Source organism: Pseudomonas sp. Con_6, assembly GCF_059379395.1.
Genome location: NZ_CM182011.1, coordinates 2,207,337 through 2,231,675 on the forward strand (window position 1 = coordinate 2,207,337; position 24,339 = coordinate 2,231,675).

The following is a 24,339-nucleotide window of genomic DNA, read 5'->3' on the forward strand; positions in this document are numbered from 1 at the left end:
TGTGGCGGGCAAATTGCCGCGATGGGGCGGAGGCGACAGGCGCTCATTGCTCCAAGCGCGACGCGGCGTCATAATGTAGCCCCTTTTTTCTGTCCCTACATGTGGAAGGTTCCCGTGACTCAGAAGCCCGACCAGTGTCTTGGTGAGTGGATCGATCGTGAAGCACTTGCAGAAGCGATGATCCCGCTTATCGGTCAGCTCTACCGCAATAACAACGTGGTGAGCTCGATCTATGGCCGCAGCCTGATCAACCGTTCGGTGATCTCGATCCTCAAAGCGCACCGCTTTGCCCGTCATCGCCAGAGCGACGAAACCGAACTGTCCGTCCACGAGACATTCCCCCTGCTCAAGGCCATGAGCGAGCTGAAGCTGGGTGCCGCGTCGGTAGACCTGGGCAAGCTGGCCAACAAGTTCAAGCTCGAAGGCAACGGCCGCAGCGCCGAGCAGTTCGTGCGCGAGGAACTGGCCGAGGTAGTCGGTCAGCAGAACGCTTCCGCACGCAAGGGCACCGACGTCGTCCTGTACGGCTTCGGCCGCATTGGCCGCCTGCTGGCGCGCATCCTGATCGAGAAGACCGGTGGTGGCGACGGCTTGCGCCTGCGTGCCATCGTCGTGCGCAAGGGCGCGACCAACGACCTGGTCAAGCGTGCCAGCCTGCTGCGTCGTGACTCGGTGCACGGCCCGTTCGACGGCACCATCACCGTCGACGAAGAGAACAACACCATCACCGCCAACGGCAACCTGATCCAGGTGATCTACGCCAAGGCGCCAAGCGAAGTCGACTACACCCAGTACGGCATCAACAATGCCCTGATCGTCGACAACACCGGCGTATGGCGTGACGCAGAGGGCCTGGGCCAGCACCTGGCCTGCCCGGGCGCTGCCCGCGTGATCCTCACCGCACCTGGCAAAGGCGCGCTGAAGAACATCGTTCACGGTATCAACCACGGCGACATCACTGCCGACGACAAGATCATCTCCGCTGCCTCCTGCACCACCAACGCCATCGTGCCGGTGCTGAAGGCGCTGAATGACCAGTACGGCATCGTCAACGGCCACGTCGAGACCGTTCACTCGTTCACCAACGACCAGAACCTGATCGACAACTTCCACAAGGGCAGCCGTCGCGGGCGTGCCGCGCCGCTGAACATGGTCATTACCGAGACCGGCGCCGCCACCGCAGCCGCCAAGGCACTGCCAGTGCTGAAGGGCAAGCTGACCGGCAACGCCATCCGCGTTCCAACGCCGAACGTCTCCATGGCGATCCTCAACCTGAACCTGGAAAAGGCCACGACTCGCGAAGAGCTGAACGAGTACCTGCGCCAGACCGCCATGCATTCCGAACTGCACAAGCAGATCGACTACGTGAGCTCCCAGGAAGTGGTATCGACCGACTTCGTCGGTTCGCGCCACGCCGGTGTGGTCGACGCCGAAGCCACCATCTGCAACGACAACCGTGTTGTCCTGTACGTCTGGTACGACAACGAATTCGGTTACAGCTGCCAGGTGGTACGCGTGATGGAAGAAATGGCTGGGGTGAACCCGCCTGCGTTCCCACGCTAAGCTTGCTGTGAGTTGAAAAAGAACGGGAACCTTCGGGTTCCCGTTTTTTTTGGCTGAGTTTTGGGACCGCAAAGCGGCCCCCGAATACCAAGGAGGCCCCTGTTTGAAAATAGCCCTGAGTATTCTTTGTGCTCTCGCCCTGGCCGGCTGTGAAAAATCCGACCTGGTCCAAAGCATCAGCGGTCCCACCATGGGCAGCACCTACACCGTGCAATACGTTCCGCCGGCCAACGGCCCCGATGCCAGTCAGGTCAAGCAGGAGGTCGAGAGCATCCTCGCCACCCTCGACCAGCACTTCTCCACCTACCGCGGCGATTCCCTGGTCAGCACCTTCAACCAGCTCCCCGTCAGCAGTTGCCAGGCCATGCCGGAAGACGTGCTCAAGCTGGTCCGCTTCGGCGAAACCCTGTGGCGCGAAAGCGGCGGTGCCTATGACCTGAGCGTCGAACCGCTGATGAACCTCTGGGGCTTCGGCCCGCAATCCCGTGAACAGAAAGTCCCCGACCCACAACGTCTGGCGCAGGTCCGTCAGCGCGTCGGCCAGGGGTACCTGCGCATCGAAGGTGAGCAGTTGTGCAAGGACATCGCCCTGGAGCTGGACTTCGACAGCATCGTCGCCGGCCATGCCGTCGATCTGGTCAGCGCCCGGCTACGTGCTCTAGGTATCGACAACCAGTTGGTGGAAATCACTGGCGAGCTCAAGGCTCTTGGCCGCAAGCCCGATGGCAGTGCCTGGCGCGTGGCCCTTGAGTTGCCCCAGGAAGACCGCCAGATCGCCGAGCAGGTGCTCAGCGTCGAGGGCCTCGGTGTGTCGACATCGGGTGACTACCGCAATTATTTCGAGGAAAATGGCCAGCGTTTTTCCCACACCTTCGATGCCAGGCTGGGTCGACCGGTCAGCCAGTCCCTGGCGGCGGTGACGGTATTCGACCCTTCGGCGCTGGTGGCTGATGGTTACTCCACGCTGCTGCTGGTGCTCGGCCCGGAAAAGGGCTGGGATTTCGCCGTGGCGCAGGATCTGGCTGCGGTTTTCACGATCCGTGCCGATAGCGGTTTCAGCGCCCGCGTGACCCCGGCCTTTGCCCGGGTCGTCGCTACAGGCGTGGCGGGAAACAAACAATGATGTCTTGCATGTAGTGCAGAGAAAAATAGCCTACGACGCGACCAAGGGTTAATGTGCGCGCCGTTCAAGCTTGATTAGACTGCACCCGAATTTTTTCATGGCCTCTACCGTGAGCCGTGATGCCCCGGTCGCCGGCGTGGTGCCCGGGCCTGTTCTGAAGGAGTACGCATGGCTGTCTACAACTACGACGTAGTGGTGCTGGGTTCCGGCCCCGCAGGAGAAGGGGCGGCAATGAATGCCGCCAAAGCAGGACGCAAGGTTGCGATGGTCGATAGCCGTCGTCAGGTCGGCGGCAACTGCACCCATCTGGGCACCATCCCGTCCAAGGCCCTGCGTCACTCGGTCCGCCAGATCATGCAGTTCAACACCAACCCGATGTTCCGGGCCATCGGTGAGCCGCGCTGGTTCTCCTTCCCCGATGTGCTGAAAAGCGCCGAGAAGGTCATCTCCAAGCAGGTCGCCTCGCGCACCGGCTACTACGCACGCAACCGCGTCGACGTGTTCGTCGGCACCGGCAGCTTCGCCGACGAGCAGACTGTCGAAGTGGTCTGCGCCAATGGCGTGGTCGAGAAGCTGGTCGCCAAGCACATCATCATCGCCACCGGTTCGCGTCCGTACCGTCCGGCCGATATCGATTTCAACCACGCACGTATCTACGATAGCGACACCATCCTCAGTCTCGGTCACACCCCACGCAAGCTGATCATTTACGGCGCCGGCGTGATCGGTTGCGAATACGCGTCGATCTTCAGCGGCCTCGGCGTGCTGGTGGAGCTGGTGGACAACCGCGGGCAACTGCTGAGCTTCCTCGACTCGGAAATCTCCCAGGCCCTGAGCTACCACTTCAGCAACAACAACATCACCGTGCGCCACAACGAGGAGTACGAGCGCGTCGAAGGCCTGGACAATGGTGTGATCCTGCACCTGAAATCGGGCAAGAAGATCAAGGCCGACGCCTTGCTGTGGTGCAACGGCCGTACCGGCAACACCGACAAGCTGGGTCTGGAGAACATCGGCATCAAGGTCAACAGCCGTGGCCAGATCGAGGTCGACGAGGCCTACCGTACCCAGGTGCCGAACATCTACGGCGCCGGTGACGTGATCGGTTGGCCGAGCCTGGCCAGCGCTGCCCACGACCAGGGTCGCTCCGCCGCCGGCAGCATCGTCGACAACGGCAGCTGGCGCTTCGTCAACGACGTGCCGACCGGGATCTACACCATTCCGGAGATCAGCTCGATCGGCAAGAACGAGCAGGAACTGACACAGGCCAAGGTGCCCTACGAAGTGGGCAAGGCCTTCTTCAAGAGCATGGCCCGCGCGCAGATCGCCGGCGAGCCGCAAGGCATGCTGAAGATCCTGTTCCACCGCGAGACCCTGGAAATCCTCGGCGTGCACTGCTTCGGCTACCAGGCTTCGGAGATCGTCCACATCGGCCAGGCCATCATGGACCAGCCGGGTGAGCGCAATACCCTGAAGTACTTCGTCAACACCACCTTCAACTACCCGACCATGGCCGAAGCCTATCGGGTAGCGGCCTACGACGGCCTCAACCGGCTTTTTTGAGCGGCTCCGGCCGGTGGCCTGAGCCGGCCGGGGAGATCGATTTCAGCGATTCTCGAGGGTGGCAGTGGCCAAACCGGGAAAGTCTGTAATCAGGCTGTCCACGCCGAAGTCGGCGAGCCGGCGCATCAGTGCCGGTTCGTTGACCGTCCACACCGACACATGCAGCCCTTGGCGCTGGGCTTTGACCAGACGCTCGGGGCTGCAGTGCGTCCAGTTCAGCGCCAGCAACTCGCAGCCGTAGTTCTGCGCGACCTTCAGCGGGTCGAGCCAGGCGTATTCCGCCACCAGCCCCCGAGAGATGTCCGGTACCAGTTCCTGGGCGGCGCCGAGCACTTCCCGCGAGCTCGAGGTGATGGTGACCTTGTCCAGCAGGCCGAAGCGCTGGGCCATCTCGCGAATCGCCAGCACCGTGGTTGCGGCGCGGGTGCGCGAGGCGCTCTTGACCTCCAGTTGCCAGTGCTCGAAGGGGCATTTCTCGAACAGCTCTTCCAGGCGCGGGATAGGGCAGGGCTGCACCCAGCCCGGACCGCCGCTGCGCGCGTCGTAGGTCACCAGCTCCGCCGCCGTGTGTTCCACCACCTTGCCGCGGCGGCCTGTGGTGCGCTTCAGGGTCGGGTCATGGATCACCATCAGCTCGTTGTCGGCGGACAGGTGCAGGTCGAGTTCGCAGCGCCGCACGCCATGTTGCAGGCATTGCTGGAAGCTGGTCAGGGTGTTTTCCGGGGCTTCGCCCTTGGCGCCACGATGGCCGTAAATCTGCGTCACGTTTGTTCCTTCAAGTAAGACTGAGCACTGAAACTCAGGAAGCTGGCGGGTCGTTCTGTTCCAGGGCCTGGCGGCGTTGCTGTTGCTGGCGTTGCAGGATATAACGGGCCAGCAACTGGCGCTGGGCATCGCTGATATCGACGAACTCGGTACCGATGTCGTATTGGCCGTCGGCCAGCTTGTCGCAGTGGGTGACCCGGGCCCGCAGCAGCAGGCCGGAGGCGCGGGGCATCAGGACCATCTTCAGCGCCACGCGGGCGCCGGGGTCGAAGGCTTCGGCATGCTTGAACTCGACGCCGCCTTCGGACAGGGTCACCGCCTGCGGAGCGCCGATATGTCCGATCAGGGTCTGTGCGAGCACTGCGCTGAGCAGATCGATGCGTTTGTTCTGTGCCTTGAGGAAGGCGGACAGGGTACGATCCTTCTCACTGAGCTGGCGCAGCAGGTGCTGTGATTCGAACTCGCTCAGGTGCAGTTCGCTGAGCAAATTGAAGAGCGGAGAATCATCTTGCAACAAGTCCGTGCCCAAGGCATCCGCCGCGCTCAGCGGGCTAATTTCCAGTGCGATCCGGTCCTCGATACGATAGTATTCGCGGCGATCTTCTTCATCTAATGTCGACATGGCGAACCCATGGTTACGGCGGTGGTCTGAGTGTAAATCCGCTGTCCTGCCCCCGCCACAAGGACGTTCCTCTTTCATCCGAACAAGCCCCGACATGTTCAGACCTCTTTTCGTCTTCATCGGCACGCGCTACACCCGTGCCAAGCGTCGCAACCACTTCGTCTCGTTCATTTCCCTGACCTCGATGATCGGCCTCGCCCTGGGCGTGGTGGTGATGATCGTGGTGCTCTCGGTCATGAACGGCTTCGACCACGAGATGCGTACCCGGGTCCTCGGCATGGTCCCTCATGCCACACTGGAGACCGGGCAACCGCTGAACGACTGGCCGGCCCTTGCCGACAAAGTAAAGCAGAATCCGTCCGTGCTGGACGTCGCGCCCTTCACCCAGATGCAGGGCCTGCTGACCCACGACGGCAAGGTACAGAAGGTCCTGCTCAACGGTATTGACCCGGCGCAGGAGCGCAAGGTTTCGATCATCGGCGACTTCATCCAGCAGGGCCGGCTGGAAGACCTGGCGCCGGGCAGCTTCGGCATCCTCATCGGTGACAAGGCCGCGGCCAAGCTCGGCGTCGGCATCGGCGACAAGCTGACCTTCGTCGCCCCCGAGGTCACCGTGACCCCGGCCGGGATGTTCCCGCGCATGAAGCGTTTCACCGTGGTCGGCACCTTCCACGTCGGTGCCGGCGAGATCGACGGCTACCTCGGTCTGACCAACCTCTCCGACCTGTCCCGCCTGCACCGCTGGAAGGCCGACCAGGTACAGGGCCTTCGCCTGAAGTTCGACGACCTGTTCCAGGCCCCGCGCAACGCCTACAATATCGCCCGCCAACTGGGCGACCACGAGTACTACGCCCGTGACTGGACCCGCAGCTACGGCAACCTGTATCAGGCTATCCGCATGGAGAAGGCAATGATCGGCCTGCTCCTGCTGCTGATCGTCGCAGTGGCGGCGTTCAACATCATTTCCACCCTGGTCATGGTGGTCAACGACAAGCGTGGCGACATCGCCATCCTGCGCACCCTCGGCTCGACGCCGCGGCAGATCATGGCCATCTTCATGGTCCAGGGCACCATCATCGGCGTGGTCGGCACCGCCATCGGCGCCGCCGTCGGTATCCTCGCGGCGCTCAATGTCAGCGCCGCCATCGCCGGCCTGGAGCGCCTGATCGGCCACAAATTCCTCAACGCCGACGTCTATTTCATCGACTACCTGCCGTCCCGGATCATGGCCGAGGACGTGTGGATGGTCTGCGGCGCGGCGCTGGTCCTGAGTTTCCTCGCCACCCTGTATCCGGCCTGGCGTGCGGCACGCACCCAGCCCGCGGAGGCGCTACGTTATGAGTGAGTTGGGCATGAGTGATAAAGCCGTATTGAGTTGCCGCAGCCTGGGCAAGTCCTATGAGGAAGGCCCGGAGAAGGTGCAGGTGCTGGCTAACCTGCAGCTTGAGCTGTTCCCCGGCGAGCGCGTGGCCATCGTTGGCAGTTCGGGCTCGGGCAAGAGTACCCTGCTCAACCTGCTGGGCGGCCTCGACACCCCGAGCGAAGGCAGCGTCTGGCTGGCCGGCGAGGAGCTGTCGGCCCTCGGCGAGCGCGCCCGCGGCCTGCTGCGTAACCGCGCGCTGGGCTTCGTCTACCAGTTCCACCACCTGCTGCCGGAGTTCACCGCCCTGGAGAACGTGTGCATGCCGCTGCTGATCGGCCGCACGCCCATCCCGGAAGCCCGCGAGCGCGCCGAGGCGCTGCTCAAGCGCGTCGGCCTGGGCCATCGCCTGAGCCACAAGCCGGCCGAGCTGTCCGGCGGCGAGCGCCAGCGGGTGGCGATTGCCCGGGCACTGGTCAACCGGCCTGGCCTGGTGATGCTCGACGAGCCCACCGGCAACCTCGACCAGCACACCGCCCAGGGGATCCAGGACCTGATGCGCGAGCTGAGCACCTCGTCGCAGACCGCCTTCCTGGTGGTGACCCATGATCTGAACCTGGCGCGGCAGATGGACCGCGTGCTGCGTCTGGAAGAGGGCCGCCTGGTCTCGATCTGACGCGTGGCGGGCGCCCGTGCCGTTGCCGGGCGCCCTGGTCGTTTTCCTTGCCTGGGTGCATCACTTCATGTTCAGACCCCTGTCAATTTTCATCGGCGCGCGCTACACCCGCGCCAAGCGCCGCAACCATTTCATCTCGTTCATCTCCATGACCTCGATGATCGGCCTGTCCCTGGGCGTGCTGGCGATGATCACGGTGTTGTCGGTGATGAACGGTTTCCAGCGCGAAATGAGTTCGCGGATCCTCGGCATGGTGCCCCACGCCATGATCGTCGGGGTCAACCCGCTGGACGACTGGCAGCCGGTGGCCGCCGCCGCGCTGAAGAATCCCGAGGTGATCGCCGCGGTGCCCTTCACCGAGATGGAAGGCATGCTGTCCTACAAGGGCTCGATGCAGCCGATCCAGGTCAGCGGCATCGACCCGGCGCAGGAGGGCAAGGTGTCCATCGTGGCCGACCATATCGTCCAGGGCCGCCTTGAAGACCTCAAGCCAGGCGAGTTCGGCGTGGTCATCGGTGAGATCACCGCGCGGCGCTTTCGCCTCAATGTCGGCGACAAGCTGACCCTGATCGTCCCGGAAGTGAGCAGCGAGCCGGGGGGTATCACTCCACGCATGCAGCGCCTGAACGTGGTCGGCATCTTCAAGGTCGGCGCCGAACTGGATGGCTCCATGGCCATGATCCACGTGGCCGATGCGGCGCAAATGCAGCGCTGGGCGCCGAACCAGGTGCAGAGCGTGCGCCTCAAGCTCAAGGATCTGTACGCGGCGCCGGCGGTGTCGGCGTCCATCGCGTCGAGCCTGGGCGAGCAGTACCGCGCCGATGACTGGACCCACACCCAGGGCAGCCTGTTCAGCGCGATGAAAATGGAGAAGACCATGATCGGCCTGTTGCTGCTGATGATCATCGCGGTAGCGGCGTTCAACATCATCGCCACCCTGATCATGGTGGTGAACGACAAGGGCGCGGACATCGCCATCCTGCGCACCATCGGCGCCACGCCGGGGCAGATCATGGGTACCTTCATGGTCCAGGGCAGCCTGATCGGCGTGGTTGGCACCCTGATCGGCGGCGTGCTCGGCGTGGCCCTGGCGCTCAATGTCAGTGAGGTTGTGGGCTGGATCGAGCGGGTCAGCGGCCAGCACATCTTCACTTCCGACGTGTACTTCATCAGTTCGTTGCCGTCGGAACTGCAATGGGGCGATGTGGCGCTGATCTGCACGGCCGGCCTGGTGATGAGCTTCCTTGCCACCCTTTATCCGGCCTGGCGCGCCTCGCAGGTCGAGCCGGCGATGGCCCTGCGTTACGAGTGAGGCGAGTGGCTGGGCAGATCGATGACGAACCTTGTCCAGCCGTCCACCGATTCCGCGCCGATGCTGCCGCCATGGGCCTGGACGATGGAGCGGGTGATGGCCAGGCCCAGGCCCGCGTGCTCGCTGCTGCCGGCCCGGCGTGCCGGGTCGGCGCGGTAGAAACGGTCGAACAGGCGCGGTAGCTGCGCGGCGTCGATCGGTTCGCCGCGGTTGGCCACTTCCAGGCGGATACTGCCGCCACTTTCCCGGATATCCACATTGATCTCGCCACCCGCCGGGGTGAAGCGCAGGGCATTGTCCAGCAGGTTGGACAGGGCCCGGCGCAGCATATGGCGGTCGCCGGCCAGGGCGGCGTGGCCGCTGCGCTGCAGGCGTACCTCGGCGTCCTCCGCCAGCGGCGCGTAGTACTCCAGCAGGGCATCCACTTCCCCGTGCAGCGCCAGCGGCTCGCGGGTCGGCATCAGCAGGCCGTGGTCGGCCTTGGCCAGATAGAGCATGTCGTTGACCATCTGCGCCATCCGTTGCAGCTCTTCCAGGTTGCCGTGCAGCGCCTCGCGGTACTCGTCGAGGCTGCGCGGGCGGGTCAGGGTGACCTGGGTGTGGGTCAGCAGGTTGGACAGTGGCGTGCGCAGTTCATGGGCGATATCCGCGGAAAATGCCGAGAGGCGCTGGAAGGCATTGTCCAGGCGTTCCAGCATGGCATTGACCGTGGCCGCCAATTCCGCCAGTTCCACCGGCATCTGCTCCTCGGGCAGGCGCGTGGTCAGCGAGCGCGCCGAGACGCTGGCGGCGATCTCGCCCATCTGTCGCAGCGGGCGCAGGCCGCTGCGCGCGGCCCAGATTCCGAGCAAGGCGGTGGCCAGGGCGCTGAGGCCGACGGTGAGCCAGATCAGGTGCTGCATGCGCTGGAGGAAATGCTGATGGTGGGTGATATCGAGGAACAGGGTTAGTTGCAGCGCCGGTAGTTGCACGCTGAGACCGCGCCAGGCGGCGTGTTCGCCGTGCAGAGTGGTCAGGCCCGGCGCGTTGGCGCTTTCTGGCAGGTCCGCGCGGCTGTCGAACCAGGCTTGTCCATCAATGCCGCGCAGGCGCAGGGCGAGGTCGGTCTGGTGCGCCAGCTCTTCTTTCAGGGCCGGCAGGCGCGACGCCAGGGTGGACGGGCTATCGACGCCTTCGACCAGGCGTTGCATTACCGGTAGGCGACTGTTGAGCAACTGTTGATCGAGCTCGATGAAGTGCGCCTCGCTGGCGCGGCTGAACAGGACCCCCGCAACCAATGAGACCACGGCCGTGCAAGCGGCGAACAGCAGGGCCAGGCGTGCGCCGAGGGACAGGCGTGGCATCAGTTCGGACGCTCTTCGAGGACGTAACCCATGCCGCGCACGGTGTGGATCAGCTTGTTGTCATGGGCGTCGTCGATCTTCAGGCGCAGGCGGCGGATCGCCACTTCGATGACATTGGTATCGCTGTCGAAATTCATGTCCCAGACCTGCGAAGCGATCAGCGACTTGGGCAGCACCTCGCCCTGGCGGCGCAGCAGCAGTTCGAGCAGGGCGAACTCCTTGGCGGTGAGGTCTAGACGCTGGCCGGCGCGTTCGACGCGGCGGCGGATCAGGTCCAGGCGCAGGTCGGCGACGCTCAGGCTGGTTTCCTGGGGCGGCGCGCTGCCGCGGCGCAGCAGGGTGCGGACCCGGGCCAGCAGTTCGGAGAAGGCGAAGGGTTTGACCAGGTAATCGTCGGCGCCCAGTTCCAGGCCGTGGACGCGGTCCTCGACGGCATCGCGGGCGGTGAGGAACAGCACCGGCACGTTGTGCCCGGCTTCGCGTACCGCCTGGAGGATCTGCCAGCCATCGCGGCCGGGCAGCATCACATCGAGGATCAGCAGGTCGTAGTCGCCGGTCAGGGCCATGAACTGGCCCGTCTCGCCGTCGTTGGCCAGCTCGGTGCTGAACCCGGCTTCGCTGAGGCCCTGGTGCAGGTACTGGCCAGTCTTGGCCTGGTCTTCGACTATCAGCAGTTTCATGGGGTTCTCGGTGTTGGCGACAGTGACGTTATACCTGCCCGGTGCCGCGGCCGGGCGAAGCTGACAAAGTTGTAATCTTATCGTCAGTTGGACGCCAGCGCGGGGCTCGCACAATGGCGACATGACTCTGCTGAAACGAGGTACTCCGATGAAATCCGCACTTGCCGCCGCCATTCTCGCCCTGTTCAGCCTGCCGGCCCTGGCCGGGGCAGGCCATGACTATGCATTCGGCCATCCGGCGCCGGCGGCCAAGGCCACCCGTACCGTCGAGGTGACCCTGGGCGACATGTATTTCGAACCCCGCAGCCTTGAGGTGAAGGCGGGCGAAACCGTGCGCTTCGTGGTGATCAACAAGGGCCAGGTGGCTCATGAGTTCAACCTCGGCGACACGGCCATGCACGCCGCGCACCAGAAGGAAATGCTCGCCATGGCACAGATGGATCATTCGCAGATGGGCCATGGCGGAATGGATCACGGCATGAGCCACGATGATCCGAACATGGTCATGGTCCAGCCCGGTCAGCGTGGCGAACTGACCTGGACCTTCAGCAAGTCCGCGCCGATCGAGTTCGCCTGCAACGTGCCGGGGCACTACCAGGCCGGGATGGTCGGCACGCTGAACATCGCCCAGTGAGCCATGCAGGGCTCAAACCCGATAGACTAGGGCAATTTCGTCCTTCAGGTTTGAGCCATGCACCCCGCTGCAGAACATTCCCCGCTGGGTAAATCCAGCGAATACGTTTCCACCTACACGCCGTCCCTGCTGTTCCCCATTCCGCGCCTGGCGAAATGGGCCGAACTGGGCGTCAGCGGCGGCAACCTGCCGTGGCAGGGCGTCGATTTCTGGAACTGCTTCGAGCTGTCCTGGCTGCTGCCGTCGGGCAAGCCGGTGGTGGCCATTGGCGAGTTCGCCATTCCCGCCGATTCGCCGAACATCATCGAATCCAAGTCGTTCAAGCTTTATCTCAATTCCCTGAACCAGACCGTGTTTGACTCGTCGGACGCGCTGCAGGCGTGCCTGGTGCAGGACCTCAGCGCCGCCGCCGGCAAGCCGGTTGGCGTGCGTATCCGCAGCCTGGGAGAAGTGGCGGGCGAGGGCGTGGTCAGCTTGCCGGGCCAGTGCATCGACGACCTCGAGATCAGTATCAGCAACTACGAGCACCCGCAGCCTGAACTGCTGCGCTGCAATAAAGAGAAACAGGTTGAGCAGGTGCTGCACAGCCACCTGCTCAAGTCCAACTGCCCGGTGACCGGCCAGCCGGACTGGGGCAGCGTGGTGGTGGAATATCGCGGTCCGGAGCTGGAGGCGGCGAGCCTGCTGACCTACCTGATCAGCTTCCGCCAGCATGCGGACTTCCATGAGCAGTGCGTGGAGCGGATCTGGCTGGATCTCAAGCGGCTGCTGGATCCGGAGCATTTGACGGTGTATGCGCGTTATGTGCGGCGGGGTGGGCTGGATATCAATCCGTACCGAAGCATGGGGCCGGTCGAGGTAGATAACCGTCGTCTGGTAAGGCAGTAACCTGAAGAGCGCCACGGACCCTGTGGGAGCGGGTTTACCCGCGATTGCATCGGTGAATTCACTACCGTAATCGCGGGTGAACCCGCTCCCACAGGGGGCGCGGTGTTATGTCAGATCCCCATGCTCTGCAGGCTCTGAACGATATTGCGCAGGGTCGCGGTGAGTCCCGGGTGATCGACTTCGAAGCGCTCCACGGCGAGGTTGACGCCGTCCACCAGGTTGTTGTCCTGGGTCGCGGCCTCCAGTTGCAGCTGGGCTTCGATCTGCTGCATCAGTTCTTGCAGGTGCTCGCGCTCTTCCAGGGACAGCGGCGGGTCTTGTTCCAGTTGCTCGCGCAGGGTGTTGAGTTGCTCTTGCAGTTCGCGGGCCGGCATGCTGATCTCCCTTATCTCGATAGGCACAGCCATGGACCCCGGCCGACGGCGAAAGGTCCCTGGCACGCCTCTCAGAGTAATCCACCCGGCTACGCTTTGCATGATCGGCGTCAACCGTGTGTTTCAGGGTTTTTCGCCCTTCAGGCGGCGTTGGCTGATATCCGCCAGGCAGTCCGCCAGTTCCTGCAGATGGTCGATCACCGAATGCACGCCGAGGCCGAACAACTGCAGGGTGGCCTTGCCACGCTTGTGCTCGCGCTGCCTGTCATCCAGCGCCTGCCATTCCGTTTCCGATAGCCCGCACAGCGGACCGCAGGCCGCCAGGCCGATGGTCCACAGGCCGGCATTGAGTCCGGCCTGGAGCAGGCGCGGCTCGCCGCTGATCAGCACGCAACCCTCCAGTTGCCCGGCGTCGATATGCATCAGGGCTTTCCAGCAGGCATCCGGCGCAGGCCAGGGCTTGGCGTCGCCGTGGTGGATGGCCTGCAGCCAGTCGGGCAGGGCGCTGCTCAGGTGTTTGCCATGGTCTGGCGCGACATCGTCGAGCCAGGCGCAGGGCACCTCGTGGCGGCGCAGCCACTCGAGCACGTCGAGGGCGCCTGGTGTGGGGTGGACCGGTGCATCCTTGGCAGCCTCCTGGCTGCGCCCGCCGAAATCGACCAGGCAGCCACGAAGTCCGAACAACAGCGCAGTGAAGGCGGGAGCGTGTGGCATGGTCAACATCCCTGAAATAGCAGGGACGTTACCGACCGTCCATGACGGTTTGGTGACGCCTTGGTGAATACAGCGGCGCCAAGTATTTGCGACGCGGACGCGATGACGCTTTATACTCGTTCAATTTGGCGCGGGGCATTCACCGCCCCGTTCAGTGTTCATCCAGGAGAATAGATATGCGCGGGATCGGTACGGGAGTGCTCGATCGTTGGTTCCGGGCCAGTGTCTGCGCGACCGCGCTGCTGGCCTCGTTCGCTGCCCAGGCGGCCACCGAGGAGGATCCTTGGGAGGCCGTCAACCGGCCCATCTTCCGTTTCAACGACACGGTCGATACCTACGCGCTGAAACCCATCGCGCAGGGCTACCAGTGGGTGACCCCGCAGTTCCTGCAGGATGGCGTGCACAACGTCTTCCAGAACCTGGGGGACGTGACCAACCTGGCCAACAACATCCTCCAGCTCAAGCCACGGGCGGCAGGCATCGATACCGCGCGGCTGATCGTCAACACCACCTTCGGTCTCGGCGGCTTCTTCGACGTAGGTACCAAGATGGGCCTGCAACGCAACGACGAAGACTTTGGCCAGACCCTCGGCTACTGGGGCGTCGGCAGCGGTCCGTACGTGATGCTGCCGCTGCTCGGCCCGAGCACCGTGCGCGATGCCATCGCCAAGTACCCGGACAGCTACACCGAACCCTACCGCTACATCGACCACGTGCCGACCCGCAACACCACTCTCGGGGTCGATGTCGTGGACACACGTGCCAGCCTGCTGTCGGCCGAGAAGATGATCCGCGGCGACAAGTACACCTTCATCCGCAACGCCTACCTGCAGAACCGCGAGTTCAAGGTCAAGGACGGCGAGGTCGAGGACGACTTCTGATTCGTCGTTGCAACCGGTGCAAAAAAGGCGACCTTCGGGTCGCCTTTTTCGTTGTACTCAGTACATCTTCAGGATGCGCAGGCCTAGTTTCTGCAGGTTGTCCGGCTGGTCGGCGATCCATACCACCTGGGTGGTGGCTTCCAGGCCCTTGAGGGCCGGGTGGTCCGATTCGATGCGCACCAGCAACTGGTCGCCAACCTTGAAGGTTCGTGGCGCCTGAATCTGCATGCCGCTGCTGGACAGGTCCAGGCACACCGCTGCGACCACCTGCTCGGCATGGATCAGGGTGACGTCGGCGTCGACCCTCATCCGGATGAAATCACGCTTCTCGCTGTAGCCGTCGAACGTCTGGTTCATGCCTTGATCCTTACATTGGGTTGCCACAAACCGGGTTTTTATAACTCCCGGTGATTTGCGCTGTAAAGAGCGGCGAGTGAGCGTCGCCGCATGCTTGAAACGCCTGACGGATGGGAGTACCGTCTGCGCCTTACAGGGCACCTCTGCGTGTTGTCGGTCGGATGTTTCTGACCTACAACTCAGATAGACAGAGTGGCTAGAAGAGAATCCAGTACGTGTGCTCCAGCCTGTCGAGCCACCTACGCCAACCTATTTCTGGCGCCGTTTGCCCACATGCAGAAAACCAGTGCAACGCTGCTGATAATCGATGACGACGACGTGGTGCGCGAGAGCCTCGCGGTCTATCTGGAAGACAGCGGTTTCAGCGTCCTGCAGGCGAACAACGGCCAGCAGGGTCTCGAAGTGTTCGAACAGGATCGGCCCGACCTTGTGATCTGCGATTTGCGCATGCCGCAAATGGGCGGGTTGGAATTGATTCGCCAAGTGACCGAGCATGCGCCCGATCTGCCGGTGATAGTGCTCTCCGGTGCTGGCGTGATGAACGATGCCGTCGAAGCCCTGCGTCTGGGCGCTGCCGATTACCTGATCAAGCCCCTGGAAGACCTCGCCGTGCTCGAGCACTCGGTGCGCCGTGCGCTCGACCGGGCGCGTTTGATCCTGGAAAACCAGCGCTACCGGGAAAAGCTCGAAGCGGCCAACCGCGAACTGGAAGCCAGCCTGCACCTGTTGCAGGAGGACCAGACCGCCGGGCGCCAGGTGCAGATGAACATGCTCCCTGAAAGCCCGTGGCATTGTGGCGAGTTCGCTTTCGAGCACCAGATCATCCCGTCGCTGTACCTGTCCGGTGACTTCGCGGACTACTTCCGGGTCGACGAGCGGCGCATCGCCTTCTATCTGGCGGACGTTTCAGGCCATGGCGCGTCGTCGGCGTTCGTCACGGTGCTGCTGAAGTTCATGACCACCCGGCTGCTCTTCGAATTCAAGCGCGCCGGTTCGCTGCGGGACTTCAAGCCGTCGGAAGTGCTCGGGCACATCAACCGCGGCCTGATCAACTGCAAGCTGGGCAAGCACGTGACCATGGTTGGTGGCGTCATCGACGAAGACACCGGTCTGTTGACCTACGCCATCGGCGGCCATCTGCCACTGCCGGTGCTGTTCACCCCGGGGCAGGGCCGTTACCTGGAAGGCCGTGGCCTGCCGGTCGGCCTGTTCGACGAGGCGACCTACCAGGACCACGTGCTGGAACTGCCGCAGCAGTTCAGCCTGACCCTGCTCTCGGACGGCATTCTTGACCTTTTGCCGGGCGAGACACTCAAAGATAAAGAAGCGGCCCTGCCTGAGATCATCAGGGACGCGGGCGGCAGCCTGGATGGCCTGCGGCAACGATTCGAATTGGCTACGCTTGGGGAGATGCCGGATGATATCGCCCTATTGGTGTTGAGCAGGAACCTTCAATGAGTACCGGTAGAATCCAGTTCGCCGAACAGAACGGCACCTTTGTTCTGAAGTTTGTCGGTGAAGTGCGCCTGACCCTGTGTTCGGCGCTGGATGCAACTATTGAAAAGATCTTCACCGCGCTGAATTTCTCGGCGATCGTCATCGATCTGACAGAAACCCAGAGCATCGACAGCACCACGCTCGGCTTGCTGGCCAAGCTGTCGATCCTGTCGCGGCAGAAGGTCGGCCTGTTGCCGACCGTTGTTACCACCCACGCCGACATCACCCGCCTGTTGCAGTCGATGGGCTTCGATCAGGTGTTCAACATCGTCGACCGGCCGATTCCGTGCCCCGAGTGCCTGACCGACCTGCCATCGCAGGACCAGGACGAGGATGTGGTGCGTTCCAAGGTGCTGGAGGCGCACAAGATCCTCATGGGGCTGAACGACTCCAACCGTGAAGCGTTCCATGACCTGGTGAGCGCGCTCGAGCGTAGCTGAACCCTTAGGTCCTATCGCTGGCAAGCCAGCGATAGGACCCTCATTCCCGCCGCAGAAACTCGGTCCTTTCCGACCCGTCCGCATTCAGCTGGAACACCCGCTCCGGCTGCCCCGCCTCATTGAAGAACACCTGCCCCAGCCCCGCGTTGTTCCACAACCGCTCCCCCGACTCGGCCCGGCTCGGTACCCGCGGCACCACCTCCATCAGGCGCCGCCGGGTAAACCAGTTCAACGGCGAACGCGGCGAGTACAGCCAGCGGTTGAGCCGGTCGAACACCTCCAGCAACCGCGCCGGGAACTGGTTCTTGATCCCGCTGCTGGTCACCTGCCACAGGTGCGGGCTGCGTTGGCGATGACGGATCAGCACCTCGTAGACGAACGAGTAGTGCACATCGCCGGACAGCACCACGTAATGCCCGGGCGTGCGCGAATGGCGGAAGATGTTCAGGATCACCTGCGCCGCGCCGCGGTGGGCCATCCAGTTCTCCGCATCCACCAGCAGTGGATAACCGCACCAACTGAAGATTTTCTGCACCGTCTCGATCAGCTTCACGCCGAAGATCGGCGCCGGCGAGACGATGACCGCCGAGGGATGATCCAGCAGCGCCTGCTGCAGCTCGCAGAGCGCTTCCCAATCGAGCAGGCCGGACGGTTTGGCCAGGTTGCTTTCGCTGCGCCAGCGCCGGGTGCGGGTGTCCAGCACCAGTAGGGTAGGCTTGGTGGGCAGGCTGTAGTGCCAGTTCTGGAAACGCAGCAGGTCATCGATCAGCGCGTTCTGCCGGGCGCCGTCCAGGTGGCTTTCGCTGGCAAACAGCGCCTGGCATTTCTCCAGCAGGTCGCCAAAGGCGTCGGGGTTGTTGCCCCACCCCTGACACAGCAGGTAGGCGAGCAAGGCATTGCCGATGATCCGCCGCGAGAAGGGATGGCCGTAGGCGGTCTCCTCCCACTGCGCCGAGAGGTTCCAGTCGTCGGTAATGTCGTGGTCGTCGAAGATCATCAGCGTCGGCAGGTGCGCCAGGGCACGGGCGACGCCGGCTAGGCCGTCGATGAATCCTTCCAGGCAGTCCTGTTCCAGGCGATAGCGGGCCTGATGAGCGGGACTCAGCGTCGGCATGTCCGGGGCGATCAGGGTCCACGGCATGGGCGACCAGACGAGCAGGTACATCGCCAGGGTTTCGGCGAAGGTCACCAGGTGGTTGTCGGCGCTACTGCTGGTGAAGATCGGCTTGCGTACGCCGCCGAAGAAGCGTTCGCGCAGGGTCTCGTTACTTTTCAGCGCCGGCAGCAGGTCGCCGCGCTGGTAGTAACTGGCCGGGTGACCGTACAGCTCGATACTGTCAGCGATTACCGCGCCCTCCAGGCATTCCTCGAACAGGCCGAGGCGTTGGATCAGATGGTGGATGGCGCGCAGCATGGGACCTGCGACATCGTCGGCGTAGACCTGGTCACCGCTCATCATCAGCAACGCCGGTCGTTGCACGGCCTCATGCGGGCTCGCCAGCAGTCGATCGGCACAGAGCAGGCCGTCGGCGGCGGGGTGGTGCGGCTTGCGACAGGAGCCGTGAAGCAACTGGTCCAGCCGCGACCGCACCACGAAATCCGGCCGCACAGCGCCGTCGTACAGCAGGTGCGGCGCCCAATTGGCGATGCCTTCGCCGTCCAGCAGCAGGTCATAGCCGATGCGTTCGTCGCAGGGCAGCAGGGTTTCCAGCTGGAGGTCCATCAGGTGCACGAATGCGTTCCGGCCCACGGGCAGAATCCGGCAGCGCGGGCCTTCCAGAGTCAGGACCAGCGGCTCGACGCCGGGGCAGTGCAGGTGCAGTTCCGGCACCAGGGGGCGAGTGGCGACCAGCCAGAAGACGATGCGCGTGGTTTCGACCCGGCGCAGCAACGGCCCGGCGAGTACCAGCGGCAAGCTAGGGGAATCGGACATCAGGGCGGGGATCGTTTGCCAGTAGTTGCGAAAGAGGCGGGACTCTCCGCGCTGTCGCGACTACTGGCAAACCGATATTTGTATCAGGCTTTTGCAGAGAGCAGGGCTTCGAGCTTTTCCTGGTCGCGGGCGAACAGGCGGATGCCCTCGGCCAGTTTCTCGGTGGCCATGGCGTCTTCGTTGAAGGCCCAGCGGAAGCGGCTTTCGTTCAGTTCGATACGTGGCTCACCCTTGGCACCCGGCTTCAGCTTGCGCTCCAGGCTGCCCTGGTCGTCGCTCAGCTGTTGCAGCAGCTCGGGGCTGATGGTCAGGCGATCGCAGCCGGCCAGTTGCTCGATCTGGCCGATATTGCGGAAGCTGGCACCCATGACCACGGTGTCGTAGCCATTGGCCTTGTAGTAGTCGTAGATGCGGGTCACCGACTGCACGCCCGGGTCCTCGGCACCGACATATTCCTTGCCGGTGGATTTCTTGTACCAGTCGTAGATGCGCCCGACGAACGGCGAGATGAGGAACACCCCGGCATCGGCGCAGGCAGCGGCCTGGGCGAAGGAGAACAGCAGGGTCAGGTTGGTCTGGATGCCTTCCTTTTCCAGGGTCTCCGCGGCGCGGATGCCTTCCCAGGTCGAGGCCAGCTTGATCAGCACGCGGTCGCGGCCGACGCCGGCCTTGTCGTACAGCTCGATCAGTTGCCGGGCCTTGGCCAGCAGGGCCGGTTCGTCGAAGGACAGGCGGGCATCGACTTCAGTGGAGATGCGTCCCGGAATTGCCTTGAGGATGCCGCTGCCCACCGATACCGCAAAGGCATCGCAAGCCAGGTCGACATTGCCCTTGCTGCTGGCGATGGCCTGGGCCAGCAGGTCGGCATAGCCGGGCAGGGCGGCGGCCTTGAGCAGCAGGGAAGGGTTGGTGGTGGCATCGACCGGCTTGAGGCGACTGATCGCGTCGATATCGCCGGTATCGGCAACGACGGTGGTGAACTGCTTGAGTTGTTCCAGCTTGGAAGTCATGAGCGTGCTCTGTCCTGTGCGGTGCAACGACATTACCCGAGCCCCGCCAGCGGCTCAAGGCCGGCCTGACGGGGTTTTGGCGGTATGTCTTCGAGTGCCGGACGACGCTCGGGTTCCTAGTGGCCTTTTAGCAGTTCAGCGGCCTGGTCCAGCAGGCCCAGCGGGTCGTTGGTCTTGTGCACGTCTACCGACAGCAACTGGCGGAAACGCCGCGCGCCCTTGAAGCCCTGGGCCAGGCCGAGGACGTGGCGGGTGACGTGGTGCATGGCGCCGCCCGCGGCCAGGTGCGCGGCGATATAGGGTTTCAACTGCTCCAGCGCTTCGCTGCGGCTGATCACCGGCGCGTCACTGCCGAACAGTTGCTGGTCCACCTGCGCCAGCAGGTAGGGGTTGTGATACGCCTCGCGACCGAGCATCACGCCGTCGAAGGTCTTGAGGTGCTCATGGCACTCCTCGAGGGTCTTGATGCCGCCGTTGAGGATGATTTCCAGGTCGGGGAAGTCCTGTTTCAACTGTGCCGCGATGTCGTAGCGCAGCGGCGGGATCTCGCGGTTTTCCTTGGGCGACAGGCCTTCGAGGATGGCGATCCGCGCATGCACGGTGAAGCTGCGGCAGCCGGCGTCGCGCACCTGGCCGACGAAGTCGCACAGCTCGGCGTAGCTGTCGCGGCCGTTGATGCCGATGCGGTGCTTGACCGTCACCGGGATGTCCACGGCGTCGATCATCGCCTTGACGCAATCAGCCACCAGCGCCGGATGGCCCATCAGGCAGGCGCCGATCATGTTGTTCTGCACCCGGTCGCTGGGGCAGCCGACGTTCAGGTTCACTTCGTTGTAGCCCGCCACCTCCGCCAGCTTTGCGCAGGCCGCCAGGTCGGCCGGCACGCTGCCACCCAGTTGCAGGGCCAGCGGGTATTCGGCAGCGTCATGGCCGAGGAAACGCGCGGCATCGCCATGCAGCAGGGCGCCGGTAGTGACCATCTCGGTGTAGAGCAGGGCGTGGCGGGAGAGCAGGCGCAGGAAATAGCGGCAGCGGCGGTCAGTCCAATCCATCATGGGTGCTACTGAAAATCTTCTGTTCATAAGTCCTTGATTTATAAGGGTTTGAAGGCGAAACCGGTTTGGTTTTCGTGTTCAAAATTTGGTGAAAATTCGCTGTATGGGTACACCTGGTGTACACGCCGAGTACCAAAAAGGTATGCTTTGGGTACTGAAAAATGAACACGGAGTGAACACGCATGGCCTCGATTCAACAGCTCCCGAGTGGCAACTGGCGCGTGCTCATTCGCAAAAAGGGTCACAAGACCATCAGCGAGACCTTTGCTGATGTGAAGCTGGCTCGAAAATTCGCTAAGGAAAAGGCTAAGCAGCTGGAGGAGATCAAAGCCACTGGCAAGATCTCTGCGCCCAAGGACTCCACTGTTGCGCATTATATCGACGATTACCTGGAGCACATACAGCCCGGACGAACGCTCCAGCGGAGTGCCTTGTTCATCCTCAAGGCATTGAAGAAAAGGTTCGGCAAGATCGGAATCGAGAAGCTGTCACGCAGCCACCTGGACGCCTTCATTGAAGAGAGGAAGAAAGCAGGTGTTCAGGGACAAACCATCGCCGGCGACCTTTCGATGCTATCGAGCGTGCTGAGGCACTGCTCGGAGACTAGAAAACTGAATATCGACGGCGAGATGGCGGACAACGCACGGAAGTCGATTAAGACAGATCACAAGCTTCGCATTAAGAGCCGTGAAACTGAATGCATTCCAACCCAGGCTGAGATGGATGCGATTCTTCGACAGTACGAAAAAATGAAGCGGCAGCAGATTGATATGCCGGCAGTCATTAATTTCGCGCTGGCCACGTCAATGAGACAGGCTGAAATTTGTGGCTTGAAAATCGAAGATCTGGACTTTGAAAACAAGACCGTGATTATCCGGAATCGTAAGCATCCGACTGAAAAAGAGTACAACGACCAGACTGTGCCTCTTCTTCCCAAAGCGTGGGAGATCGTCCTGGCTGCTGTAGGGACTCGCACAACCGGACAAATATTCCCCTACAAGTCAAAGTCAGTAGGTGTTTCCTATACCCGTGTTCGTAAAAGTGCAGGAATCAAGAGGCCAACCAGGTTCCACGATATCCGGCATAAGGCGATCACTGATTTCTTTGCACTTGGCCTCAACGTACCACAGGTAGCGTTAATGAGCGGGCATAAAGACTGGCAGACGTTGAAACGTTACACACACGTCAAGGCTGTCCATGTTCATTCCGCCTATGAGGATCTGAGCGCGAAGAGCCAAGATGCCAAAACGCTTTCTCAAAATATGGCCTTCCTCGCTGAGCAAATTTCTGAGCTCAAGGCTTTGACGGAGGCGAAATAAAAAAGGGGGCCGTGGCCCCCTTATTTCATTTGATGCATTTCATGATGAAGTCATCGTTGACGCTGTCGATTAAGCCAGATATGAATTCGATGACAGCACTCTTCGGATAGAGGTAAGCGTTGCCAAAGTGAATGGCCTTTGGGCCTTTTCCCTTCTTCCTCCAGTATTCCAAGGTCTCAATCTTTACCTTAGCTAACTCGCTGAGATCCTCTGCGGTGTAGCAGTTCACTTCGTCAGCAATCTTTCGTCGCAGGTCACTCATGTCAGGCAGCTCCACCTTGAGTGAACCCAAACCCTTTTACCCTAGCCATCAGGAACGTGCTGATTCCCTGCACAGGGTAAAAAAAGCAATTGCCGGCGTAAGCGTAGGCCGGGCCGGTGCCATGCCTGCGCCAGTTCTCCAAAGTGGGCTTGGTAACGCCGAACAGCTCCGCAACATCGTTTTCGGTCAAAAAGCCCATGTCCTGCGCGATATCCTTTTGCATCTCTCATACCCGGTAATGCCCGCCATCGTGGCTGTCAGCGATACCTTTTTACGCTGTGGCCCTGGGTGTCGTACCTAGCGAGCCAGTCCGAGCGGTTGTGCTCGTGTCAATATATGTAAAATTATTTTCCAGACCGCCGTCAAGGCACGGAACCCATTTATTTCAAAGTATGCGGACAGCATACCCTTAACTATGAGTATGCTTAGAAGAGACTCTGACCGGATCTCGGGACGAAAAAAAGCCCCGCTGGGAGAGAGACCAGTGAGGGGCTAGGGGTGATGCTAAGAAGAAAAGGAAGGAAACTTCAAAGCATTACTTATAATACCACATTCTTCTGTTGTGTGTGGTTTGTTGTCAAATGCAAATCACCGATTTCGTTTTGAGCGGGGAAGCCGTTAGTGCCTGGATTTTGTTTAATTCTGGCCAGAATTATATGCCCCTCGGCTTTAATTAAGTCCTTCAGTTGTTGCATATCTGTTCTGGTGGCCTTGGCGATTTTGTCTTGAATCGATCTACTGATCTTGATCGCTGTCGGGTGGTTCCCGTCGCCGTAGAAGCGGTGCCAGAAATGCCGGCCTGCGTGCTCTCCTGACATCACTTGGAGCTCGACCAGTGCTGACTGGCCACCTTTTTTTGTGAGTTGGCTTTTGACAGACCTGACCTTGATCATCGCGTCGTGGGTTGGCATCGGCTCCCTGGACTGCGCTTTGGCGTTGACGATCTGCATGTCGTCTTGTCTGCGGAATTTGCGCTTTAGAGAGTTGATGTGAGACTTCGTGAAGATCTTGCATGAACGCCATGCAGCAGCCTCTTGGCTCTCGCCTGGACGTGGGCGGTTTCGGCTGTACTGGCGGTCGCGGAAGTATTCATTGCCAGCGTGCTCATCATTGTCGTATTCGAAGAGGCGATGGGCGATCTCATCCTCTGTTGATGACGTGATCATGCCGCCGACGATGCGGTTGAGCTGGTATGAGCGTCCGCGTGCGCCTGTACCACCTGTAGCTTTTCGAGCGGCCCCCGGCTTGTATTCGACATCCAGGCCATACGTGGAATTGTGTAGCAGGTACTCAAGTACGTCTGCTGGCCTGCCTGGGTTGTAGAAGCTGATTGCGTACTGCCTGCGGTCAGGGTGCGCGGTGTACACGTAGAAGCAGTGCGAGAGACTCTTCCAGCAAGGATCTAGAGCTCGCAGCATCCTACCGCCCAGGAAGTCATCAATCTGTTCGAGGATGGCGGCGTAGGTCGTGTCGTGCTCGTCCGGCAGAACTGGGCGTGAAGGTTTGAGGATGATCCGGAAGCGCGGAGCTGCCTGGGTGTGGGAATGGCTGGTGTAGACGATGTGCTCCAGACACAAGTCGTTCAGTGCATCCTCGACTTCTTCGAGCTGGATCATGTCGTCGTCGTAACCTTCGCCGAGTTTTTGGTCAACGTCGAAGACGATCAGCGTTGATGATACGACGTTGTCTGCGTGCCTAGTCGGAATTCGGAATTGAGCCGGAACGAAAGTTGATGCTCTCTCTTTATCTTCCAGAACAAGCGGTTCTGCGAAATGCTTTTCGTAGAAAGAGAGCAAGTTACTTGCGTTAGCTGCGGTCAGGCTGTTTGTTGATGCCCAGGATTGTGTTGAATAGTTGATCATGATGACACTCCTTTTTGACGAGTCTCTCGCTCATCTGTGTCCATTAAACAAATGGAGCAAAGGTCGATGCAACACTATTCATCAAAAAAAATGTTGGGCTGGGTTT

Annotated in this window: 25 protein-coding genes; 12 read left to right on the top strand and 13 right to left on the bottom strand. The window is 61.8% G+C overall.

Features of this window, described 5'->3' with window-relative positions:
- Positions 1-99 precede the first annotated feature (99 nt).
- The 3 genes from AC5QPF_RS09920 to sthA all read left to right on the top strand — a co-directional run bounded on the left by AC5QPF_RS09920 (position 100) and on the right by sthA (position 4,249).
- Complete coding sequence (locus AC5QPF_RS09920) at positions 100-1,563, top strand: glyceraldehyde-3-phosphate dehydrogenase (protein ID WP_494963040.1); 1,464 nt, start codon at positions 100-102, stop codon at positions 1,561-1,563.
- Between the two features lie 103 nt (positions 1,564-1,666).
- On the top strand, positions 1,667-2,686 hold the full coding sequence (locus tag AC5QPF_RS09925; protein WP_494963041.1) for an FAD:protein FMN transferase: 1,020 nt from the start codon (positions 1,667-1,669) through the stop codon (positions 2,684-2,686).
- A 168-nt stretch (positions 2,687-2,854) separates the two neighbouring features.
- Positions 2,855-4,249 (top strand): Si-specific NAD(P)(+) transhydrogenase, encoded by a 1,395-nt coding sequence (sthA, locus tag AC5QPF_RS09930; protein WP_458975984.1) that lies wholly within the window; start codon positions 2,855-2,857, stop codon positions 4,247-4,249.
- 42 nt (positions 4,250-4,291) lie between these two features.
- On the opposite strand, the gene AC5QPF_RS09935 is transcribed toward sthA, so the two are convergent.
- Both AC5QPF_RS09935 and AC5QPF_RS09940 read right to left on the bottom strand, forming a co-directional pair.
- Positions 4,292-5,014, bottom strand: coding sequence for a glycerophosphodiester phosphodiesterase family protein (locus tag AC5QPF_RS09935; protein WP_494963042.1), 723 nt, complete (start codon positions 5,012-5,014; stop codon positions 4,292-4,294).
- A gap of 34 nt (positions 5,015-5,048) precedes the next feature.
- Positions 5,049-5,636, bottom strand: a complete 588-nt coding sequence (locus tag AC5QPF_RS09940) for a PilZ domain-containing protein (RefSeq protein ID WP_494963043.1) — start codon at positions 5,634-5,636, stop codon at positions 5,049-5,051.
- A 94-nt stretch (positions 5,637-5,730) separates the two neighbouring features.
- Between AC5QPF_RS09940 and AC5QPF_RS09945 the strand changes: the two genes are divergently transcribed.
- The 3 genes from AC5QPF_RS09945 (at position 5,731) to AC5QPF_RS09955 (ending at position 8,984) form a co-directional block, all read left to right on the top strand.
- Positions 5,731-6,981, top strand: a complete 1,251-nt coding sequence (locus tag AC5QPF_RS09945) for a lipoprotein-releasing ABC transporter permease subunit (RefSeq protein WP_494963044.1) — start codon at positions 5,731-5,733, stop codon at positions 6,979-6,981.
- A 7-nt stretch (positions 6,982-6,988) separates the two neighbouring features.
- On the top strand, positions 6,989-7,672 hold the full coding sequence (gene lolD / locus AC5QPF_RS09950; protein ID WP_494963045.1) for a lipoprotein-releasing ABC transporter ATP-binding protein LolD: 684 nt from the start codon (positions 6,989-6,991) through the stop codon (positions 7,670-7,672).
- Positions 7,673-7,739: 67 nt separating this feature from the next.
- On the top strand, positions 7,740-8,984 hold the full coding sequence (locus AC5QPF_RS09955; RefSeq protein ID WP_494963046.1) for a lipoprotein-releasing ABC transporter permease subunit: 1,245 nt from the start codon (positions 7,740-7,742) through the stop codon (positions 8,982-8,984).
- On the opposite strand, the gene AC5QPF_RS09960 is transcribed toward AC5QPF_RS09955, so the two are convergent.
- Both AC5QPF_RS09960 and AC5QPF_RS09965 read right to left on the bottom strand, forming a co-directional pair.
- Positions 8,975-10,330, bottom strand: coding sequence for a heavy metal sensor histidine kinase (locus AC5QPF_RS09960; protein WP_494964153.1), 1,356 nt, complete (start codon positions 10,328-10,330; stop codon positions 8,975-8,977). The genes AC5QPF_RS09955 and AC5QPF_RS09960 overlap by 10 nt on opposite strands.
- On the bottom strand, positions 10,327-11,007 hold the full coding sequence (locus tag AC5QPF_RS09965) for a heavy metal response regulator transcription factor (protein ID WP_494963047.1): 681 nt from the start codon (positions 11,005-11,007) through the stop codon (positions 10,327-10,329). Before AC5QPF_RS09965 ends, AC5QPF_RS09960 begins: the two co-directional genes overlap by 4 nt.
- Positions 11,008-11,155: 148 nt before the next feature.
- On the opposite strand from AC5QPF_RS09965, the gene AC5QPF_RS09970 reads away from it, so the two are divergent.
- Positions 11,156-11,641: a plastocyanin/azurin family copper-binding protein gene (locus tag AC5QPF_RS09970; protein ID WP_494963048.1), complete on the top strand. Its 486-nt coding sequence runs from the start codon at positions 11,156-11,158 to the stop codon at positions 11,639-11,641.
- A gap of 57 nt (positions 11,642-11,698) precedes the next feature.
- A complete protein-coding gene (gene queF / locus AC5QPF_RS09975; RefSeq protein WP_494963049.1) occupies positions 11,699-12,529 on the top strand; it encodes an NADPH-dependent 7-cyano-7-deazaguanine reductase QueF in 831 nt (276 codons plus the stop codon).
- A 110-nt stretch (positions 12,530-12,639) separates the two neighbouring features.
- Here the strand turns inward: queF and AC5QPF_RS09980 are convergent, their stop codons facing one another.
- Both AC5QPF_RS09980 and pcrP read right to left on the bottom strand, forming a co-directional pair.
- Positions 12,640-12,903: a DUF4404 family protein gene (locus tag AC5QPF_RS09980; protein ID WP_494963050.1), complete on the bottom strand. Its 264-nt coding sequence runs from the start codon at positions 12,901-12,903 to the stop codon at positions 12,640-12,642.
- Between the two features lie 123 nt (positions 12,904-13,026).
- Positions 13,027-13,617, bottom strand: coding sequence for an HAD superfamily inactivated hydrolase PcrP (gene pcrP, locus AC5QPF_RS09985; protein ID WP_494963051.1), 591 nt, complete (start codon positions 13,615-13,617; stop codon positions 13,027-13,029).
- A gap of 176 nt (positions 13,618-13,793) precedes the next feature.
- On the opposite strand from pcrP, the gene AC5QPF_RS09990 reads away from it, so the two are divergent.
- On the top strand, positions 13,794-14,498 hold the full coding sequence (locus AC5QPF_RS09990) for an MlaA family lipoprotein (RefSeq protein ID WP_494963052.1): 705 nt from the start codon (positions 13,794-13,796) through the stop codon (positions 14,496-14,498).
- Between the two features lie 57 nt (positions 14,499-14,555).
- Here AC5QPF_RS09990 and AC5QPF_RS09995 read toward each other — a convergent pair whose 3' ends face one another.
- The gene (locus AC5QPF_RS09995) at positions 14,556-14,855 is read right to left on the bottom strand and encodes a PilZ domain-containing protein (protein ID WP_494963053.1); all 300 of its coding nucleotides are present in this window, start codon (positions 14,853-14,855) and stop codon (positions 14,556-14,558) included.
- Between the two features lie 273 nt (positions 14,856-15,128).
- On the opposite strand from AC5QPF_RS09995, the gene rssB reads away from it, so the two are divergent.
- Both rssB and rssC read left to right on the top strand, forming a co-directional pair.
- Positions 15,129-16,313, top strand: a complete 1,185-nt coding sequence (gene rssB / locus AC5QPF_RS10000; protein ID WP_494963054.1) for a two-component system response regulator RssB — start codon at positions 15,129-15,131, stop codon at positions 16,311-16,313.
- Positions 16,310-16,792 carry an anti-sigma factor antagonist RssC gene (rssC, locus tag AC5QPF_RS10005; RefSeq protein WP_330074648.1) on the top strand — a complete coding sequence of 161 codons (483 nt, stop codon included), beginning with the start codon at positions 16,310-16,312 and terminating at the stop codon, positions 16,790-16,792. Before rssB ends, rssC begins: the two co-directional genes overlap by 4 nt.
- Positions 16,793-16,832: 40 nt before the next feature.
- Here the strand turns inward: rssC and AC5QPF_RS10010 are convergent, their stop codons facing one another.
- The 3 genes from AC5QPF_RS10010 to dusA all read right to left on the bottom strand — a co-directional run bounded on the left by AC5QPF_RS10010 (position 16,833) and on the right by dusA (position 20,817).
- Positions 16,833-18,725, bottom strand: coding sequence for an alkaline phosphatase D family protein (locus AC5QPF_RS10010; RefSeq protein WP_494963055.1), 1,893 nt, complete (start codon positions 18,723-18,725; stop codon positions 16,833-16,835).
- Positions 18,726-18,808: 83 nt separating this feature from the next.
- Positions 18,809-19,735 carry a transaldolase gene (gene tal, locus AC5QPF_RS10015; protein WP_494963056.1) on the bottom strand — a complete coding sequence of 309 codons (927 nt, stop codon included), beginning with the start codon at positions 19,733-19,735 and terminating at the stop codon, positions 18,809-18,811.
- A gap of 116 nt (positions 19,736-19,851) precedes the next feature.
- Positions 19,852-20,817, bottom strand: coding sequence for a tRNA dihydrouridine(20/20a) synthase DusA (dusA, locus tag AC5QPF_RS10020; protein WP_494963057.1), 966 nt, complete (start codon positions 20,815-20,817; stop codon positions 19,852-19,854).
- Positions 20,818-20,972: 155 nt separating this feature from the next.
- Between dusA and AC5QPF_RS10025 the strand changes: the two genes are divergently transcribed.
- A complete protein-coding gene (locus AC5QPF_RS10025; RefSeq protein WP_494963058.1) occupies positions 20,973-22,109 on the top strand; it encodes a tyrosine-type recombinase/integrase in 1,137 nt (378 codons plus the stop codon).
- Positions 22,110-22,134: 25 nt separating this feature from the next.
- Here the strand turns inward: AC5QPF_RS10025 and AC5QPF_RS10030 are convergent, their stop codons facing one another.
- From AC5QPF_RS10030 to AC5QPF_RS10040, 3 genes are all read right to left on the bottom strand, one after another.
- Complete coding sequence (locus AC5QPF_RS10030) at positions 22,135-22,371, bottom strand: helix-turn-helix domain-containing protein (RefSeq protein WP_494963059.1); 237 nt, start codon at positions 22,369-22,371, stop codon at positions 22,135-22,137.
- 1 nt (position 22,372) lies between these two features.
- The gene (locus tag AC5QPF_RS10035; RefSeq protein WP_494963060.1) at positions 22,373-22,594 is read right to left on the bottom strand and encodes a helix-turn-helix transcriptional regulator; all 222 of its coding nucleotides are present in this window, start codon (positions 22,592-22,594) and stop codon (positions 22,373-22,375) included.
- Between the two features lie 316 nt (positions 22,595-22,910).
- Complete coding sequence (locus AC5QPF_RS10040; RefSeq protein ID WP_494963061.1) at positions 22,911-24,233, bottom strand: hypothetical protein; 1,323 nt, start codon at positions 24,231-24,233, stop codon at positions 22,911-22,913.
- Positions 24,234-24,339: the final 106 nt, after the last annotated feature.